Below are 17447 nucleotides of genomic sequence, written 5' to 3'. Positions count from 1 at the left end.
CTCCTAGCCATGAATAAGGGGGTCGATCTCGTGATGCTGACTGGAAACCTGGGTGTTTTCACTCAGGCGCCGTGCTTTTTCAGCCATTTTCATTTTGCGGGAGACTGTTTTTACGACAGTATTTAATTCATCTTCCGAGGGGGTGGCGTCAGTAAGAGTGTTCCATAGGGCTTGGATCGTAGGATCTGCTTTTTGCTTAAGGAGCTTGCCTAAGTGATGAGTAGAGTCTCCGTCGAAATGTCCAAGCGCCCGAGTAAGCACCGCAAGTCGTTGCTCATGCTCTGGTCGAATTTGACGCGGGGTTTTCGCTTCCCAATCATAAATTGTTTGACGGGAAACAAGCAGCAATTTCGACGTTTGTAGTTTGCTCAAGCCAAATTTCTCACGCAGGGTCTGGATGTCGTGAACAAAGCGGTTGTGTCTGGCTGCATCTGATTCGAAAGGCACAATTCGGGCGCGTGTGGCCAGGTTTCCTGTGAACCCTTCCCAAACCGGAATTAGGCGGTCGTCCATTGTTGCGTAGTGCGCCGGTGGGGCACCTACGATTGCGTACTCAGATTGATCCCTGACGGGTTCCGGATGCATGGTTGCTGGGGCCGCTTCTGGTCCAATTGCTGCAAAAGCAGTCATACTTCCTCACCTTTCCATAGCCTGCGAGCATCAGGGGTAACGGCATTAAAGAATAGATCTCTGGCGCCTAAATGAAGCATCTGAAGTTGTTCCTTCATGTCTTCGAGGTCGAGTTCCTTCAATTCACCGTATTCAACAAAGTGGTCGATGTCCAGTAGAACAACCTCTCCAACTTTTTTTTGCTCTATTGGTGACAGAAGGCTCATCAGTAGGGGTTGAAGGCTTTCCGGAACAGAAGGGATAGAGCTTTCCTTATAGGAATATAAAGCTCTTAGCACGAGCCGTCCTATTTCGGTCCGGTAGTGGACTTCGGTTTGGCTAAAGTCGCTAGTAAAATCATCAAGTTCTTTTGGAGGTTGAAATCTGCTGTCGACAAGTTCGTCAATGCCATGCCCCCCAAATGGGCTGATGTTATCTATTTGACGTAGTCCGAACCTGCGATAGCTCTTTAAGCGGACAATTCGTGACACCTTTTCCAACATGTCGCTGAATCTCTCAGCAAAAATGGAAAATCGTTCGTAATTCGCGCTTGTCGCCATAGTCACATTATTTCGTCCGATGACGACAACCCAGTCGCGCTTGGCAGTAGCCATTTGCCAACTGTCGATTTCATAGGTTATTTCGGGAGGGGCGTCGTCACTATAACTTCTCTTTTGTACTTTCCGTGCGACGATTTCAGGATACTCATCCCTCAGTTCGTCTTGAATTTCAGGAATGTACTTTTCCATGTTCTTCACAGGCTGGATCTGAACTGACGCAAGAGTCAGTACCAGAGGAGCATATTTGAGCTTGCCTGCTGAGTTCTGAGTCGGCATGCCTGCGGGTCCATTTGTCGAGTTCGTGTAAAGTGTAAGGTAGCTGTTCCCACTTTACAAATTAACTCGGTGAACCGTCCGCTATCCGAAAGGTGGTCTGGCATGGCTAATCGTTACGACTTCGGGCGGGAGCTGCCAGGTCCCAGAGATCAACCCAAAAGAAGAGCGCCGCCTTCAGCCATGACGGCAAGCAGAGCGGCTGAGCTTACGTTATGCTTGACCGCGAGACCACCCAATCGGCGCAGTTGCTTGGAGCCTTCGAGGGTGAACTAGTTGATGGCCTGGGTGCTGGCTGGCGATCAGGTTGGCGAGATCCACTATAAAGGTCTGATCGTGAACCACCCTATCGTTCGCCCTCCTGGCGAACTATCCGGAGTTTCCGGATAGTTGAACGCTTTCTCCAATTCGCCCTTATCGAATACGTTGCCAGTGCGCTCATTGATGGTTTGGACATCCGTTCCAAACAGGGCGGTCGGCGGGTTCTGGCTCAGCCCAACAGTCTTCTGCTTCCGTGCCACTTCCTGCGGTGTCTGGCCATGCGTTCACTGTCAGCTGAGCCATTTCGGATCCCCTGTGCAGAATGACATCTTCATTACATGACTGCAGTGGATCCTGCTCACCCTCTTTGGGTGGGAGGAGGAGTCTGTTCAGGTTCAGCTCGCTGAGTCTGCAAAGTTCGGGAGGCTTATCTTTATCTGCCCAGCTTCCGTTTGAGCGCGAGGGGTTCAGGTCAATAAAGCTTGCTCGGCCTTGCATGGCATGACCGAGCCGCTGAGGTATGCCCACTTCTATAAATCGTTCCCCCTCTCGATGTTCCCTTCCCAGCCCTCCTCTTCCTCTGGGTCGAGATAGAAGTCATCTATATGTTCAGAACACGCCAACTGACCGCCAGGGATGGGTTTGAGGTCCTTGAGCTCAAACACTTCGGAACAAAGTGCGCAGGTCCCATAGCTTTCGCTGTGCTCCAGGCATCGGTCACAAATGTGTCTGGCAGTTGGCTCCCCGGAATCATCCAGGACAGTACTCACATTCATAACCGTCTCACAGTCAACGCAGATACCTTGTATTTCGAAACCCTCATCATCGGATAGAGCCCATTGATCGTTGGACTTACGAGCCCTGATCTCCGCATGCACAGGAAATGAATGGTCATGGTAAATGCGATCGGAATCTTGCTCACCGATGTAGTCGCCGCTGAAGCGAACTGTACCCACGCCGCTGCGTTGACAGTAGTTCGATTCAAGGACTTCCAGGTTCTCAAGGGTGAAGTTCGAAGCATTGGTCTCGGCGATTTCACCAGCCAGTGCCTCTTCGATCTCCTGTTCTACGGCAGCGTAGACCTTCTGCTCGTAGAGTATGTCCCCTGGTTCAGTAACACCCAGACCGGCTTTTGCTAGTCGAGGGTCCCCGGGTGAGCGCTTGGAGACAGTTTGCAACTCATGAAAGTCTGTAAAGCCGCTCTCTCTGGCCAATTGCTCCTGGGCGACCGACAGTTTGAGGTTTTTAGTTTGAGAAAATAGCTTCGCACGACGTTTGAAGAGATCGAGATAGGTATAGTTTGGCATAGCTCAGATTCCTACAACGCGGCATCTGATCTGGTTGCTTGCTCACCACGGCCGCGTCTTGGAATAAGGCCAGGGAAAAGAGTAGTAATGCAGGATGGTGCGGAGCTTCGCCAGTGCAAGCGGCGGGCGTCCATCGGCGCCGAGATAAAATCATACTTCGAACCGGGTGCTCCGTACAACCCAATTTGATTTGGGCAAGATTGGAGCCAGATGAACCGGGGGGCTAAGGCGGGGGCTGCTCCGTGGTCAAAACTTGAACGGTGTCAGAAAAAATGGTAGTTTTTCTGACAGTCAATGGAGATATGTTTCATGTCCGTTAAAGAGTCTGTCCAGCAGCAAATCGCGAAGGTTCCCCAAGGGGAACCGTTCACCAACAGCCGTTTCCTGAGGCTGGGGTCGCGTGCTGCTGTCGATAAGGCTCTCTCCAGGCTCGTAGAAGGAGGCGCTATCCAGCGGGTCGCACGTGGGGTTTTCGTCAGGCCCAAACAAAGCCGGTTTGTCGGCAATGTTATGCCGGATGTTTCGCGCGTGGTCGAGGTGATCGCGAGAGATCATGGAGAGACCGTTCAGGTCCATGGGGCCGAAGCGGCTCGCCGTTTCAAGCTCAGTACGCAGATGCCAACGACACCTGTCTACTACACCAATGGACCTACCCGTGAAATTCGCATCGGAGACCTTAAGGTGAAGCTCATGCACACTAGCAGTCAGCGGAAGCTTCAGCATGCAGGCAAGAGGCCTGGTTTGGCCCTCTCCGCGCTTTGGTATCTGGGTAAAAACAATATCAGCACCGAGGTAGTGAAGCGGATCCAGGAAGGGCTGAGCGAAGAAGAGTTCGAGACGCTGCTTTCCTCACGTATGCCGGCGTGGATGAGCGAGGCGTTCAGGCAATATGAGACAGGGCGTGTCCATAGCTGAGCAGGTGTTTCTCGAACTATCCGCAGAAGAACAAAGCGATATCCTTCAAACTGTTGCGCCTCAACTGGCTCGCGGAGCCTCGGTGCTGGAGAAGGATATATGGGTCTGCTGGACCTTGCAGGCTCTGTTCTCCATGCCCGGCGCACACCCTATGGCTTTCAAAGGAGGTACATCGCTCTCCAAGGTTTACGGTGTGATTGATCGCTTTTCCGAGGACGTCGATATCACGCTGGATTACCGGGCCTTCGATGAGGGCTTTGATCCTTTCGCGGAGGGAGTGAGTCGGACCAAAACCAAGCAGTTCAGTGATCGACTGAAAAGTTATGTCTTGGCCTATGCGAACGAAGTGGTCGTCCCATACCTCGAAAGTGAGCTGGCCAAATTGCCAACGGCTGAGCAGCATACCGTTGAGTTGGACGATGGTGGTGAAAAGATCTGGGTCACTTACCCATCCGTTGTAGAGCGTACGGGCGAATACATCCGGTCCCAGGTACTCATTGAGCTGGGTGGCAGGAACGTTATCGATCCCAACGAAACTCATACGGTCTCCCCGTACATCTCCGAGCTGACGCAAGGCCTCGTCTATCCGAGCAGTGAGGTCGTGGTTCTCTCCCCGGAACGGACATTTTGGGAGAAAGCCACGCTCATACATGTCGAGTGCAACAGGGGCAAGCTCAGGGAGAGTGCTGAAAGGCTTTCCAGGCATTGGTACGACTTGGTCATGCTTGCAGAGCATCCTGCCGGCCAGTCAGCCGTTGAAAACCGGGAGCTATTTGAGGAGGTTGTCCGCCATAAGAAAGTGTTCTTCCATACGGGCTACGCAAACTATGACGCATGTCTGGATGGGCAGCTGAAGCTATTGCCGCAGACGGGCACTCTGGAGATCTTGCGGGCTGACTATGAGAAAATGGTGGGTGCGGGCATGATGTACTCAGCACCTCCGAGCTTCAAGGAAATTGTCGACTCAATCCGGAACCTCGAAAACCGTGTTAATGCTCGTTGAGGGTCATTGTGCCTGTCGCGTGATTTATCAGCCCGTTTAAAGTGCGCTGATACGGACTGCAATAAATCTAGGCTTATGCTCAGAATTCGACGAGCGATCGCTGATAGCTGTAGCAGGTGACCGCCTGATAAAATGAAGGGTGTTGTATTAAGTCCCTTGACCGGGAGGGTTCTATGGACAAGAAAACGTCCACTGAGCAAGAGCTTTTCGAGGAGCCTGATGCTGAGTCGGTCCGCGCCGATAAGGTGGCCGAACCGCCCATGGATGAACTCACACCATTAGAGCGGCTCAAGGGTTCTGTCATAAGCTATGAAGGGCCGCTCGACTCTGTTTGGGATGACTATTTTGACTCAGACGACGGAGGTGTGACCGACGATTTCATGGAAGAACGGGACCAGCCACAGACAGGTCGTGAGTAGTTCCTTTTCTCTATTTCACTGTCAGATTCCATGTCGTCAGTTGCTGCATAGAAGTCTGTCTCACCTGGAACGGGAGACTAGGGAGTTAATGATCCAGGGCGCGAGTCTGACCTAAAAAAGGTGGGCTTACAGGCCTCGGTCGCTTCGTGATCTAGGTCTGGGCGTCCTTTGGAGCCGTCAATCTTGTGGGCTGGCATTATCCGGGTATGTATTTGAAGCAGATCTACGCGGATTATTCTACGGAGGAAAAGGATGCGTCTTTTCGCCTATAAGCTAGTCAGCGATACCGGTTTGCCCCTAACCCTTTTGGCAAAACGCTGACATTGGCGACGTGTAAACCCCAGATACGTCGGTGTAAGGGAAAGGGTGACTGGATAGCTGGATTTACTTCAGTATCGTTGGTGGGTGATCCAGTGGGTGAGGAGCGGCTTATCTACCTTATGCAGGTCGCTGAGAAGCTGCATATCCGTGAGTACTTTGAGGACCCTCGGTTCCAAAGCAAGATTCCTGATATGACCGCAAAAGGTCCGGAAGCTAAAGCAGGAGACAATATCTATCGGCCTTGCGTTGTCGGTGCCTTTGAAGGAGAGCATTTTGAACAACTCCCGAACGCAAATCATTGGGGGAACAATATGCCCAGCCAAGATGATTTGAAGCGCGACATATCCGGCCAGTACGTCCTCGTTGCAGGTGAGTTCTACTATTTTGGCAGGGATTCCCTGGTTGTCCCACCAGAACTCCGTCCAACTGTTCCCCGGGGACAATTTGCTCATGGTGCTCAGACGGAAGAATCGCAAGCACGAAGATTCATTGATTTTGTTCGAAGCCAATGCAGACCTGGCAGGAATGGAATGCCTCATAGCTGGCCGGCTAAATTAACTGCGCATAGGTCTTCCTGCGGAGCGCGCGGATGAAGCTGATCTTGAGCCGAAAGGGATTTGATTCATCCGCAGGTGGATGTCCCAGTCCGGTATTTCCCGACGGCTCTTTTTATGCATTACCTATCCCGGACAAGAAATCACGCATTACCTATCAAGAGCTGGACTATCACGGGATAAATATCGGTAAGCTCGTTGCTGACCTAACGAGCGATCCCCGGCGCGTCGCGCATTACGCCCACCTTGATCCTGATCTCATTCCAGATGTTTACCCGCGAGATACTGACTGGCGACCTCTGCTTGGGCAGTCGGGTAGCGCTCAAGGGCATCTGCGTAAGCAAGAAGTAGGCATGGGTGACGTCTTCTTGTTTTTCGGATTATTTAGACCTGTTGAGAAATGTGGTGAGGATTGGAGGTTCATCAAGTCGGCACCCCCGTTTCATGCGCTGTGGGGCTGGCTCCAGATAGAGCAGATCCACAAGGTTGACCAGTTAGCAGAGGAGGAGTTGGCCTGGGCCCGTTATCACCCCCACTTTCACGGTCAAATTGACGCAAGCAACACCCTATATCTTGCGTCTGAGACTCTCCGTCTGGGTGGAATGGATACTGGGTTGCCGGGGGCGGGAACATTCAGACAAATGCATGACCGGTATAGACTGACCGCACCAGGGATATCATCCCCAACACTGTGGCGCTTGCCGAGTTTCTTCTATCCCAATAGTTCCGGTTTCACATTGAGCTTCCATAGCAACCCGTCGCGCTGGACTAAGGCTGGGAAGTACTGTCACCTAATGAGTGCTTCTAGAGATCAGGAGTTTGTTCTTGAAACTGCCGCTTATCCCGAGGCGATTTCCTGGCTTAATGGGCTTGTGCGGCAGTAATGAGCGATTAATTAGTTTCACCGGCGTCTTCTACCCCCTTTGCCCAAATGGCAAGTATTTTTGCCATTGACCTGTGGTTAAACTAAGAAGTGTGCTCGCCACCGGTTGATTCGGTAATGTCACGTCGGCTGCAGGTTGCTGCTGGACCTACTTTAAAAGGATGCCCAGCGGGCGCCTGGTTGCCTTTTTTGTCAGATCTGGCTCTTGTCTATTCCAGCGTAAATTCGAGTTGACCTGAGAGTTTGCATGAAGTTTTGCAAACTTCGATGATCACTCGGTGAGATTGGAACGATGAGTGTTCGAGAGAAGTCGGGATGGGTTAGTCGGCCATGCTTACCACCGCGCCGATAACTCCAGCCGAGCTTGACGAGACCTTTAATGACGACGTTCCATTCTTTGTTCGAAATATACTTCTTCACTGCTTCCCTCCCAGTTCACCTGTATAGCGGGATTGAAAGCTGGTTGAATTGAATGCCATTTCTGAGAATGCGGCGTGTGCGCCAACGGATAAAATGGGATCGCTGCATAGGTACCATCCGGCTAATGAGGGGTGATTTTGGAAGAAGCGACCGAAGGAGTCGACCATGAGGTACGACTCACACATTTCTCGATGGTCTTCGATGCATTGGATCGATTCGAAAGAGCGATGTCTTTGAACAAAAGCGAAAAACTTTTTGTCGCTGATTGCTAAAGAATCGTCAATTACAGGGAGCGCGCGTAGGATTTTCCAGCGTTCTGGACGAACCTTTTCAACCAAACCGCTCAGGTCCTCTCACGCGTTCAGAAGGTTCACAACAGTATTGAGCTTCACCACGAGCAGAGGGTTGATCTGGCGAGCCATGTCATTGAAGACATGACCATTGACCAGTTGCTGGAACTGAACCGAATGATCTGCCGGCGCATTGATGAACTGCAAGACCAGGAAAGCCTGGAAGCCCTCAGCCAATTGCGAGTGGGACTAAAATTGACATTCGACGGTCGGGAGGGAGGGTCCGGTGTTGGGGATAGTTACCAAGATCAACCGTAAGAGCGCGATCGTTCTGGCTGAGGACGGCGCGAAGCAATACAAGGTCTCACTGAGATTCCTAAGATCGCTTATAGTAAAAAAGTGCGTGTCGAAATATTTTACAAACCGTGAGTAACAAAATAAGCAAGCTTATAAATATAGCCCCCCTAATGCCTTAGTATCAATTGCTTGTAACACGATGGAATAATTGTTGCTTTTTAAATGTATTCTCAACAAATGGATTTGAATAATAATGAGAACTTTAACCAGCAATAACTCACATCTTTTTCGCCCACATTGGGGCATCTGTTTTGGCTTTGTTTTATTGATTGGATTTGTATTCTCTTCCTCTACTCATGCGTATCTCGTCGATGTACAGATTGATACGTCGGCAATTTCCGGTGTCAATGGCGCAGTTGCGTTTGATCTGGTCGCAGGTGATGCCGGGATCGAGAATAAAGCCGTGGTTCAGAATTTCAGCCCAACCGAAGTCTTTGATAGTAGCTTTGCCACAGGGACAGTATCCGGAGCGCTGGACGACTCGCTGATTCTGACGAACTCAAGTTTCTTCAGCTCCTACACGCAATTCCTCACATTTAGCGACAGCTTAAATTTCTATCTCGATATTTCAGAGAATGATTCTTCCGCGGGTGTCTATCCCGATCGGTTTCTGTCTATTTGCTCGATAACTCGGGCTTCTCGTTCCTGGTATCTACTTCCGATCCAACCGACGCGGATGAACTACTTGGAGTTGATTACACGGGCAGCGCAGCGGGTGGCCTGGATGTATTTGCCGCAGAAGCTGAGCCTTTCGTGAACTGGAACGTGACATTGGCTGAACCAGTATCCGTTCCTGAACCGCAGAGCATAGTTCTCTTGTTCTACGGATTGATGTTGCTCAGAGGCTTTAAACGATACAAAAAGATATGACATAAAAAAGAAGCACTTGTCAGTGAACCTTGAGGCTGTAGGCAAGCGCCATACACCGTATCTGGAGGGTTTGAGATGAGTGCACGTCACTACCAACAACAACAGCGTATTTCCTTTTATTGGCTGGGCCTTTTTGATCAGTTTCGGCGGTGGTTCGCTGCGAACCTTTTAATGGGCTTGATTTTCACCCTGACGCTGGTCTTGGGCTCAGGTCCCGGTTTGGCGCAGGAAGGTATCAATATTGACGATCGCGTGGATGTCGCTTTCACAGGGCTGCGGCTCAATAATGCAACCCGCACTTTCGATACCGTCATGACCATGCGCAATGTTTCAGATCAGAGCATCCGCGAACCACTGACTGTAGTGTTTCTTGCGCCGGAGCCGGCTGTCACCTTCACCTTATTAAATGCCTATGGGAACACCGTTGCCGGGGACCCTTATGTTCTCTTACCCGTGCCTTCCGGCGAACTGCCTCCCGGCGAGGAGGTGCAGGCAGTTTTGCGGTTCCAGAACCCGAATCCCGTGGGGTTCGCGTTTGATTACATCCCAATGGGGGTCGTCCCACAGTCGAATACGCCGCCGGTTGCAGATGCAGGTGATGACCGAAGCGTATTTATTAACAGCAGTGTCGAACTGGATGGCAGCCGGTCAAGTGATCGGGACGGGGACCCCTTGACCTATGCGTGGACTTTGATCGATAAGCCTGCCGGCAGCACTGCTGAGCTGATTGATCCCACTACTGTTCGCCCTTCCCTGGAAATTGACTGGCCGGGAATTTACCTCGCCGAATTGTCAGTCAGCGATGGGCTCTTCAACAGCCTTCCGGACCGTGTTCGTCTGGTAACGGAAGATGTTCCCCCGACGGCCGATCCCGGGCCTGATCAGACCACCTTCATCGGCGACACTGTTGTTCTGGACGGCTCCGGGTCGACAAGTGCTGTGGGCCTGCCTTTGACCTACGACTGGACCCTGCTCCAACGGCCGACTGACAGTGTGGCCGTGCTGAATAACGCAGATTCTATTGCAGCCAGCTTTACTGTTGATCAGCCCGGGGTTTACCAGGTAAGACTGATTGTTAACGATGGTTTCCTGGACAGCCTCCCTGCCGTCGCGACCATCAGCACGAGCAACTCCCGGCCGGTCGCAAATGCCGGAGATGATCAGTCCGTCTCTGTAGCTGACCTTGTGCAGCTCGATGGCACTGGCTCAAACGATGCCGACGGTGATGACCTGAGCTTTGCCTGGTCAATTATGAGTGCCCCGCAGGACAGCAACGTCACCTTGACGGACCCTGTCAGTGCGCAGCCGAGTTTCGAGCCGGATATTGCGGGTCTCTATGTGCTCCAGCTCATCGTCAGCGACGGTATTCTCCTGAGCGATCCGGATTCAACGCAGGTGGAAGCCAGCGAAATTCCTCCGGTAAACGGAGATCCCCAAATCACTTCCACACCGGTGGTCACGGCAACTACCGGCCAACCTTATTCTTATCTTGTTCAGGCGATCGATCCCGATGGAGATCCGCTAGTATACAGCCTGGCTATGGCACCCAGTGGCATGGCTCTTGATAGTCAGTCTGGCGAAATCGCCTGGCTTCCCGAACAGGCCGGAACTGTGCCCGTCTCGGTTCAGGTCACTGATGGTCGGGGCGGGCAGGCCCAGCAGTCGTTTAGCATTGCGGTGGAAAGCTCCAATGAAGAACCAGAGGAGCCGCTGCCACCTGATCCCGGATCTATTGCGCCGCCTGTCGACACCACTGTTGCCAGCACAATACTGTCTGAAGCAACCGAGTTTCTCTATACCGGCTCAACCCCCATCCAAACCGGTGTCGCACCCGACACCATTGAGGCCAAACGTGCCGCCGTGTTGCGCGGAAGGGTGCTGAATCGCTCAAATCAGCCTTTGGCCGGTGTAAAGCTGACTGTTAAGGATCATCCGGAATTTGGCCAGACGCTAAGCCGCGCTGACGGAATGTTCGACATGGCTGTTAACGGCGGTGGACTTTTGACTTTGCGCTACGAAAAGGATGGTTACCTTACCGCTCATCGCCAGATCCGCGCCCCTTGGCAAGATTTCGCGCTTCCGCCTGACGTGGTTTTGGTGCAGTTAGACTCGGAGGTAACCTCCATTATGCCCGGATCCGATACCCTGCAGATTGCAAGGGGAGGGACCGTTAACGATTCAGACGGGGCAAGGCAGGCAACCCTCCTTTTCCAGCCGGGATCGACGGCGACGATGACGCTTCCTGATGGCTCAGTCGTGCCGCTAACGGCGATGGATGTACGTGCCACCGAATACACGGTCGGCGACAACGGTCCTGAGGCTATGCCTGCGGCATTGCCAGCGAATTCGGGTTACACCTACGCGGTGGAGTTTTCTGTCGACCAGGCGATTGCCGCCAATGCCACCCGCGTCGATTTTAACCAGCCGGTCATTTTTCATCTGGAGAACTTTCTGAATTTCCCGGTCGGCGAGGCTGTGCCTGCAGGCTATTTTGATCGTCAGCTCGGTCAGTGGATTGCATCGGATAACGGGCTGGTGATCAAATTAATCAGTATAAACGGAGGGCTGGCGCAGCTGGACCTCGACGGCAATGGCGAGCCCAATACTGCCGAAGAAGTGGCGGAGCTCGGCATTACAACGGTGGAGCAAGAACAACTTGCGAGCATTTACGAGCCGGGACAAACATTGTGGCGGGTACTCGTGCCTCACTTTACACCCTGGGATTACAATTGGCCTTTTGGACCGCCAGAGGGTGCAGTAAGTCCCAACCAAGCTTCACCAAGTCAGGACAATTCTCCCGATAACTCCTGCGAAAAACCTGGTTCGATTATAGAATGCGAAAGCCAGATTCTTGGGGAGCGAATTCCCATAGTTGGCACACCTTTTTCACTAAATTACCGAAGTGATCGAGTAAAGGGAAATGCCGCAGCCCGAACCTTAGATATTCCTCTGACAAACACTATTGTGCCTGCGAATTTGAGCAAAATAGAGCTTGAGATCCTTGTGGCTGGACGCCGGATCACGGAAACCTTTCAGCCTCAGCAAAATCTGAGGCATGTGTTTGTCTGGGACGGTAACGATGCCTACGGGCGACGAGTCCAGGGCTCTCAGCCCGTTACTGTTCGGATTGGTTACGTCTATCCGCTCGTGTATCTTGAGCCGGCTGAATTCCAGCAGAGTTTTGGAAGCTTCAGTGGCGCTGAAACACAGAGAGATATGAGCGCCGGGCGTGATAACGCAAACATTATCTATTGGCAGACACGGACCTTTAAGACTGGGTCCCAAGATCTCAGGAATGCTGCTGTTGGGGGGTGGAGTTTAGATCCTCATCATATTTATGATCCAGTAGGACAGGTTTTGTACTTAGGCGATGGAAAGCGCCAAAGCGCAGAGGAAGCGATTGGCAGAATTGAAGCTTTTGCAGGGTCTCCAGTTCAAGGGTCAGGAACTGTAAACGGCGGCGATGGAGGACCTGCAACCAGTAAAGATGTGAATATTAAGCCTGAAGGGCTTGCAGTGACTCCCGATGGGCACGTGCTGATATCTGACAGGGCGGTCATTCGTCAGGTCTCCCCCGACGGAATAATAACGACTATTGCAGGAATCTCTGGGCAACACGGATATAGCGGAGATGGGGGGCTAGCAATCGAGGCCCAGCTCAATCAACCTCATGGACTCGCAACTGCGCCCGACGGAAGCATTTTTATTGCGGACAGGGCCAATCATGTCATACGTAAAATCGACCCAGACGGTTACATAAGTACCGTGGCTGGAGGTGGTTTAACAGAAGTTGGAGATGAAATTCCGGCAATTGATGCATATGTGCGTAACCCGGATTCGGTCGCTGTCACCGATGATGGCAGTTTACTTATTGCAGAAAATGATGCTTCTCGTATTCGGCGAGTCAGTCCTGACGGCATCATTTCTACAATTGCTGGAGGGTTTGGTGCTGGCTTTTCTGGAGATGGCGGGCTGGCATCTAAAGCTAAGCTGTCTTCTCCTAAAGGTATTACCGTAACAGAAAACGGCAGGATTCGTTTCGCAGACGCTGGCAATAGCCGGATCCGGGAAATTGGAACCGATGGCATCATACAAACGATTGCAGGCTCCGTTTTGGGGTGTCAGTTTACTAGTAAAGAGTTTGTTAACGATGGATTTTCTGCGACGGACGCAGTGCTTAACTGCCCTAACGCAGTCGTTGAAACATCCCAAGGCACTCTGCTGATCGCGGATACAAATAATTTCCGTGTCCGCAAAATTGATCAGTTTGGAGTTATAGATACCATTGTCGGCACAGGCGTAAGCGGCTTCTCGGGCAATGGTGGCCCAGCTGGATTGGCAACCATAAAATGGGTGACCGATATGGCAATTATGCCAGACGGGAGGATTCTCTTGGCGGACAGGGGTAATGACCAAGTTCGCGAATTCGGCAATGGCATGCCGGCGTTTAATGCTGGTGATCTCGTACTGGCGTCCAGTAACGGAGAAAGACTTTACCGTTTTGATCCCTTTGGCCGTCTTATCAGTACCATCTCCAGCAGGACCCAGACCGAAATTTACCGCTTCAAGTACGACCTTGCAGGCCGCCTGGTTCAGATTGTCGATTTTGATAATAATATCACGACAGTCGAAAGAGATGATGATGGAAATCCTACCGCTATCGTCGCACCCTTTGGGCAGCGCACGGAGCTTGCCGTGAATGCAGACGGATATCTCGCCAGTATCAGCAATCCAGCTGGAGAAACGCACGCCATCGCGTACACAGAAGACGGACTACTGACCAGTTTCACTCACCCTCGCGGCAATGCCTCTTCTTACAGCTACAACGATTCAGGAAAGCTGCTGCAACAAATAAATCCCGAAGGTGGAGGGCAGACGCTTAGCCGGACGGAACTGGGTGATGGCAATTACACTGTCAGCCGGACAACGGCTCAGAACCGAGAAACTGTCTATAAAGTTGAAAATTTCGCGGCGGGCGCTAGCCGTCGGACCGTGACTCATCCTGATGGCAGCAAGGCTGTTGCCGATACTGAAACCACGGGGACTGTCACTTTAAAACTCGCAGATGGTTCAGTGGTCGAATCCGTGCCCGGGCCCGATCCAAGATTCTCCATGCAGGCTGCGTTTGCAGAGTCCACGGTGACGACAAATGGGAGCTTGGTTTCGACGGTGCAGCATAGTCGAAGTGTGGAACTTCTGGATGAGTTTGATCCACTCAGCCTTCTGTCATTGACTGAGACTAGGGGGGTCAATGGACGCATGACTTCCAGTAGGTATACAGCAGCTGATCGAACCGAGGTCATCACCACTCCAGCGGGTCGGCTCCTTACTGCGGCCAGTGATGCGCAAGGACGTCTTACGGAAATAAACTTTCCTGACCTCGCAAGTGTGTTCACAGACTACGATTCCCGTGGGCGAATATCCGCTATCCGCCAAGGCGCGGGAGCCAACGAGAGATTAAGCACCTACGCTTACAATGCCGATGGATACCTGGGTCAATATGCTGATGCGCTAGGCCACGAGGTGTATGAGTACGACCCTGCTGGTCGTATTATCAAACGGGTACTGCCAGGAGAACGGGAGATCCTGTTTGAGTACGATGCCAACGGAAACATTCAGGCACTGACTCCGCCAGGGCGTCTCGCTCATACCTTTACTTATACCGACCTGGATCAAAAGGCGAGTTACCAGCCTCCTGGCGGAGACGCGATCAACTACTTTTACAATCTCGATGGCCAGCTTTCTGAGATCATTTATTCAGCTTCAGAAAGCGTGATCTTCAGCAGGGATGGAGCAGGCCGGCTTGTTACTTTGAGTACGCCCAGTGGCGACGTCCGCTACACATATTCGGCACAAACTGGCGAAATTGCTCGAATCACAGCGCCCGGCAGCGTAACACTTGATTTTGGCTATTCTGGAAGTCTGCTGACGAACGTTGCGTTTGGTGGACCGGTAAATGGCGAGGTCAGCTTTAAATATGATAGTAGCTTCAGAATGATAGAGCAGCAGGTGAACTCCGGCGAGCCCGTAGTCTTCGGATACGACGAAGACAATCTATTGATCAATGCAGGAAGTCTCGATCTGAGATATGACAGTGGAAATGGTCTTTTGTTGGGTACCGTTCTCGGAATTGTTGAAGATCACTACGAATATAACGTGTTCGGCGAGGTTATCCGCCACAACGCGGACGCCAATGAAGGTTCACTATATCAGGTCGAATATGTCCGAGATGTGCTTGGCCGAGTTACCGGTAAGACAGAGATTGTTGATGGAGTGACAAGCACATACAGCTATCTCTACGACTCTGCTGGGAGATTGCAATCGGTAAATATTGATGGCGTTACAGCTTCAACTTACGCCTATGATAAAAATGGTAATCGAACGCTTAGGGTAACTCCCAACGGCAGCGAAACCGCAACCCATGACGAGCAGGACCGGCTGTTAAGCTACGGTGGAGACAATTATACCTACACCGAAAGTGGACAGTTACTCAGTAAGACATCCAGTTCAGGAGAGACATCTTATCAATATGATGTACTTGGCAACCTGCGAAAAGTAAGTCTGCCTGACGGTAAGCAAATCAGCTACCTGATTGATGGCGAAGGTCGAAGAATCGGAAAGGCAGTCAATGGAACGCTGGTAGAAGGATTTCTGTATCAGGATCAACTCAATCCTATCGCACAGACTGATGCCAGCGGAGCGATTGTCAGTCGCTTCGTTTATGCTGAAAAAAAGAATACACCAGCTTATATGCTTAAAAATGGAGAGGTATATCGCATTGTCAGCAATTCTCTCGGCAGCCCACAGATGGTGGTAAACGTGGTCACTGGTGAGATGGTTCAGCGTCTCCAATACGATGTTTTCGGGCGTATCATTTTAGATACCAACCCTGGCTTCCAGCCGTTCGGTTTCACTGGCGGACTTCATGATCGAGACACTGGCCTTGTGCGTCTTGGTGCACGAGACTATAGCCCGTTCTCTGGGCGGTGGACGACTAAAGACCCTTTGCTTTTGTTTGGCGATAGTCCAAACCCGTATCAATATGCACAAAATAACCCAGTAAATATGGTGGATCCCGAAGGGACTTGGCCGCAGATAATAATACCGATAGTCATATATGGGCCACCGACTGTCTCCTTTATCTTGGGATTTTGTGGAGGGCTCGGATTAGATTGCCCCACCGATGGACTACCTGATACTTTTGGTACTCTTGGTCAATTTTGTGGCATGGCAGTAAGGGCAGGTTGGGACGCGTTACCGGATACAAGAGATGATGACAATGGAATACCATCGCTGAACGAAATGATGCGCCAAGGGGAATGGTGTGCCCGTCATCCAAGACAATGCGGGTTTTAATCGGGGGAGCGTGAATTGGAAAGTTATTGGGCCATGCTAGCTTTCTAAGATCCGATTCTTTGTAGTGGTTTCACTGAACCACTCATCCCTGAATTGAGGAATAGATTTAACGGGGTGGACGGTTTGCTCCTCCACCCCTTACATTTTGTGGTCACCAGTTGTAGCCATGGATCACTTGCGCTTCCGTCACGGGCCCGGTGACAGCATTTTGTTCGAGCAGCCGACGGAATACGAAGCCGCGGCTAGCCGAGGTGCGGCGGTTGAACCGGAAAGTGAGTGCCTCCAGATATGCCTGTAGGTGGTCGGATGTGACCGAACGTTGGCGAGTGCCGAGGATCCAGCGCTTCAGCAAGCTGGCTACCCTATGGACACCCGGCATGGGGACCTGAGCCGGATCCCCGGACGATGAGACAGCACAGTCCGCTGTCGCGTGTAACCGTGCTTCGGCAGGTCGTTGTATCCACTCCAACCGTCAGTGCGAACAGTGGAACCTGGAGCTACGACGGTGCACACGTATGGCACGAGATGATAGTCCGAGGCATCGGAAATGCAACGCATCCTCAGGGCAAGCCCTTAAATTGACCCACTTGCATCACCCGCACTGAGATGTCAGGCCCGAACCAGCTCCACGTTCCAAGGCAACAGCGCTTCCAGTTTCTCCGCCGTATCCGCCTCGGCAATATGCGTGAGCAGGTGGTGGCGCTGGCATTTGCGCATTGGGTGGTGTCGGCAAATAACCATGCGCGGCGGTTATGGAAACACTTCCATAACCGCCGAAATCCGATGTTCTGCTGGACCGAACTGGACGCCGAACACCTGGGCATCATCCAGAGCCTGATCACGACCTGCAAACTCCATAGCCTCAACCCGTACACTTACCTGGTGGACGTGCTGCAACGCATCAGCCAACATCCGGCCAGTGAGGTAGTGACCTGCCCCCAATCACTAAACCACTCACTGCTTAGTAATGTCGGTTAATTTCGACCCTTTTCCCGTAGTCCGGTAGCCAGCGGCAAACTCCAGTGGTGTCTGGTAGCTCAACGCTGAAT

The 17447-nt window shown here is 51.9% G+C and carries 11 protein-coding genes and 2 pseudogenes; 8 read left to right on the top strand and 5 right to left on the bottom strand.

The window, feature by feature from the left end:
• Positions 1–3: 3 nt before the first annotated feature.
• The 3 genes from F6Y09_RS15820 to F6Y09_RS15810 form a co-directional block, all read right to left on the bottom strand.
• On the bottom strand, positions 4–630 hold the full coding sequence (locus F6Y09_RS15820; RefSeq protein WP_152207920.1) for a helix-turn-helix domain-containing protein: 627 nt from the start codon (positions 628–630) through the stop codon (positions 4–6).
• Positions 627–1445: a TIGR04255 family protein gene (locus F6Y09_RS15815; RefSeq protein WP_152207919.1), complete on the bottom strand. Its 819-nt coding sequence runs from the start codon at positions 1443–1445 to the stop codon at positions 627–629. The genes F6Y09_RS15820 and F6Y09_RS15815 overlap by 4 nt, the downstream gene beginning before the upstream one ends.
• Positions 1446–2233: 788 nt before the next feature.
• Positions 2234–3010 carry a hypothetical protein gene (locus tag F6Y09_RS15810; protein ID WP_152207918.1) on the bottom strand — a complete coding sequence of 259 codons (777 nt, stop codon included), beginning with the start codon at positions 3008–3010 and terminating at the stop codon, positions 2234–2236.
• A 309-nt stretch (positions 3011–3319) separates the two neighbouring features.
• Here F6Y09_RS15810 and F6Y09_RS15805 point away from each other — a divergent pair, with 309 nt between their 5' ends.
• From F6Y09_RS15805 to F6Y09_RS15790, 5 genes are all read left to right on the top strand, one after another.
• Positions 3320–3925: a DUF6088 family protein gene (locus tag F6Y09_RS15805; protein ID WP_152207917.1), complete on the top strand. Its 606-nt coding sequence runs from the start codon at positions 3320–3322 to the stop codon at positions 3923–3925.
• On the top strand, positions 3912–4928 hold the full coding sequence (locus F6Y09_RS15800) for a nucleotidyl transferase AbiEii/AbiGii toxin family protein (protein ID WP_246180567.1): 1017 nt from the start codon (positions 3912–3914) through the stop codon (positions 4926–4928). The genes F6Y09_RS15805 and F6Y09_RS15800 overlap by 14 nt, the downstream gene beginning before the upstream one ends.
• Positions 4929–5101: 173 nt before the next feature.
• Positions 5102–5347: an AbrB/MazE/SpoVT family DNA-binding domain-containing protein gene (locus F6Y09_RS15795; protein ID WP_152207915.1), complete on the top strand. Its 246-nt coding sequence runs from the start codon at positions 5102–5104 to the stop codon at positions 5345–5347.
• Positions 5348–5670: 323 nt separating this feature from the next.
• Positions 5671–6261 carry an Nmad2 family putative nucleotide modification protein gene (locus F6Y09_RS20870; protein ID WP_179959442.1) on the top strand — a complete coding sequence of 197 codons (591 nt, stop codon included), beginning with the start codon at positions 5671–5673 and terminating at the stop codon, positions 6259–6261.
• Entirely contained in the window at positions 6258–7106 is an 849-nt protein-coding gene (locus F6Y09_RS15790; RefSeq protein ID WP_152207914.1) for an Nmad3 family putative nucleotide modification protein, read from the top strand. Before F6Y09_RS20870 ends, F6Y09_RS15790 begins: the two co-directional genes overlap by 4 nt.
• A 772-nt stretch (positions 7107–7878) precedes the next feature.
• On the opposite strand, the gene F6Y09_RS20605 is transcribed toward F6Y09_RS15790, so the two are convergent.
• Complete coding sequence (locus F6Y09_RS20605) at positions 7879–8022, bottom strand: hypothetical protein (protein ID WP_246180566.1); 144 nt, start codon at positions 8020–8022, stop codon at positions 7879–7881.
• Positions 8023–8365: 343 nt separating this feature from the next.
• Between F6Y09_RS20605 and F6Y09_RS15770 the strand changes: the two genes are divergently transcribed.
• Both F6Y09_RS15770 and F6Y09_RS15765 read left to right on the top strand, forming a co-directional pair.
• A complete protein-coding gene (locus tag F6Y09_RS15770; RefSeq protein WP_152207912.1) occupies positions 8366–8929 on the top strand; it encodes a hypothetical protein in 564 nt (187 codons plus the stop codon).
• Between the two features lie 188 nt (positions 8930–9117).
• Positions 9118–16398: an NHL domain-containing protein gene (locus tag F6Y09_RS15765; RefSeq protein ID WP_152207911.1), complete on the top strand. Its 7281-nt coding sequence runs from the start codon at positions 9118–9120 to the stop codon at positions 16396–16398.
• A gap of 151 nt (positions 16399–16549) precedes the next feature.
• Here the strand turns inward: F6Y09_RS15765 and F6Y09_RS15760 are convergent.
• A pseudogene (locus tag F6Y09_RS15760) lies at positions 16550–16962 on the bottom strand (IS1595 family transposase); the annotation flags it as partial.
• 207 nt (positions 16963–17169) lie between these two features.
• On the opposite strand from F6Y09_RS15760, the pseudogene F6Y09_RS15755 reads away from it, so the two are divergent.
• A pseudogene (locus F6Y09_RS15755) lies at positions 17170–17325 on the top strand (transposase domain-containing protein); the annotation flags it as partial.
• Positions 17326–17447 lie beyond the last annotated feature (122 nt).

It is taken from the genome of Marinobacter changyiensis (assembly GCF_009193265.1).
GTDB lineage: Bacteria > Pseudomonadota > Gammaproteobacteria > Pseudomonadales > Oleiphilaceae > Marinobacter > Marinobacter changyiensis.
The sequence above is the reverse complement of the archived record's forward strand: the minus strand, read 5'-3'. Positions and strand labels throughout refer to the sequence as shown.

Bases quoted from the DNA above. Each gene is read 5' to 3' on its own strand.
- F6Y09_RS15820 (WP_152207920.1), bottom strand. From the start codon at position 630: ATGACTGCTTTTGCAGCAATTGGACCAGAAGCGGCCCCAGCAACCATG.
- F6Y09_RS15815 (WP_152207919.1), bottom strand. From the start codon at position 1,445: ATGCCGACTCAGAACTCAGCAGGCAAGCTCAAATATGCTCCTCTGGTA.
- F6Y09_RS15810 (WP_152207918.1), bottom strand. From the start codon at position 3,010: ATGCCAAACTATACCTATCTCGATCTCTTCAAACGTCGTGCGAAGCTA.
- F6Y09_RS15805 (WP_152207917.1), top strand. From the start codon at position 3,320: ATGTCCGTTAAAGAGTCTGTCCAGCAGCAAATCGCGAAGGTTCCCCAA.
- F6Y09_RS15795 (WP_152207915.1), top strand. From the start codon at position 5,102: ATGGACAAGAAAACGTCCACTGAGCAAGAGCTTTTCGAGGAGCCTGAT.
- F6Y09_RS15790 (WP_152207914.1), top strand. From the start codon at position 6,258: ATGAAGCTGATCTTGAGCCGAAAGGGATTTGATTCATCCGCAGGTGGA.
- F6Y09_RS15770 (WP_152207912.1), top strand. From the start codon at position 8,366: ATGAGAACTTTAACCAGCAATAACTCACATCTTTTTCGCCCACATTGG.
- F6Y09_RS15765 (WP_152207911.1), top strand. From the start codon at position 9,118: ATGAGTGCACGTCACTACCAACAACAACAGCGTATTTCCTTTTATTGG.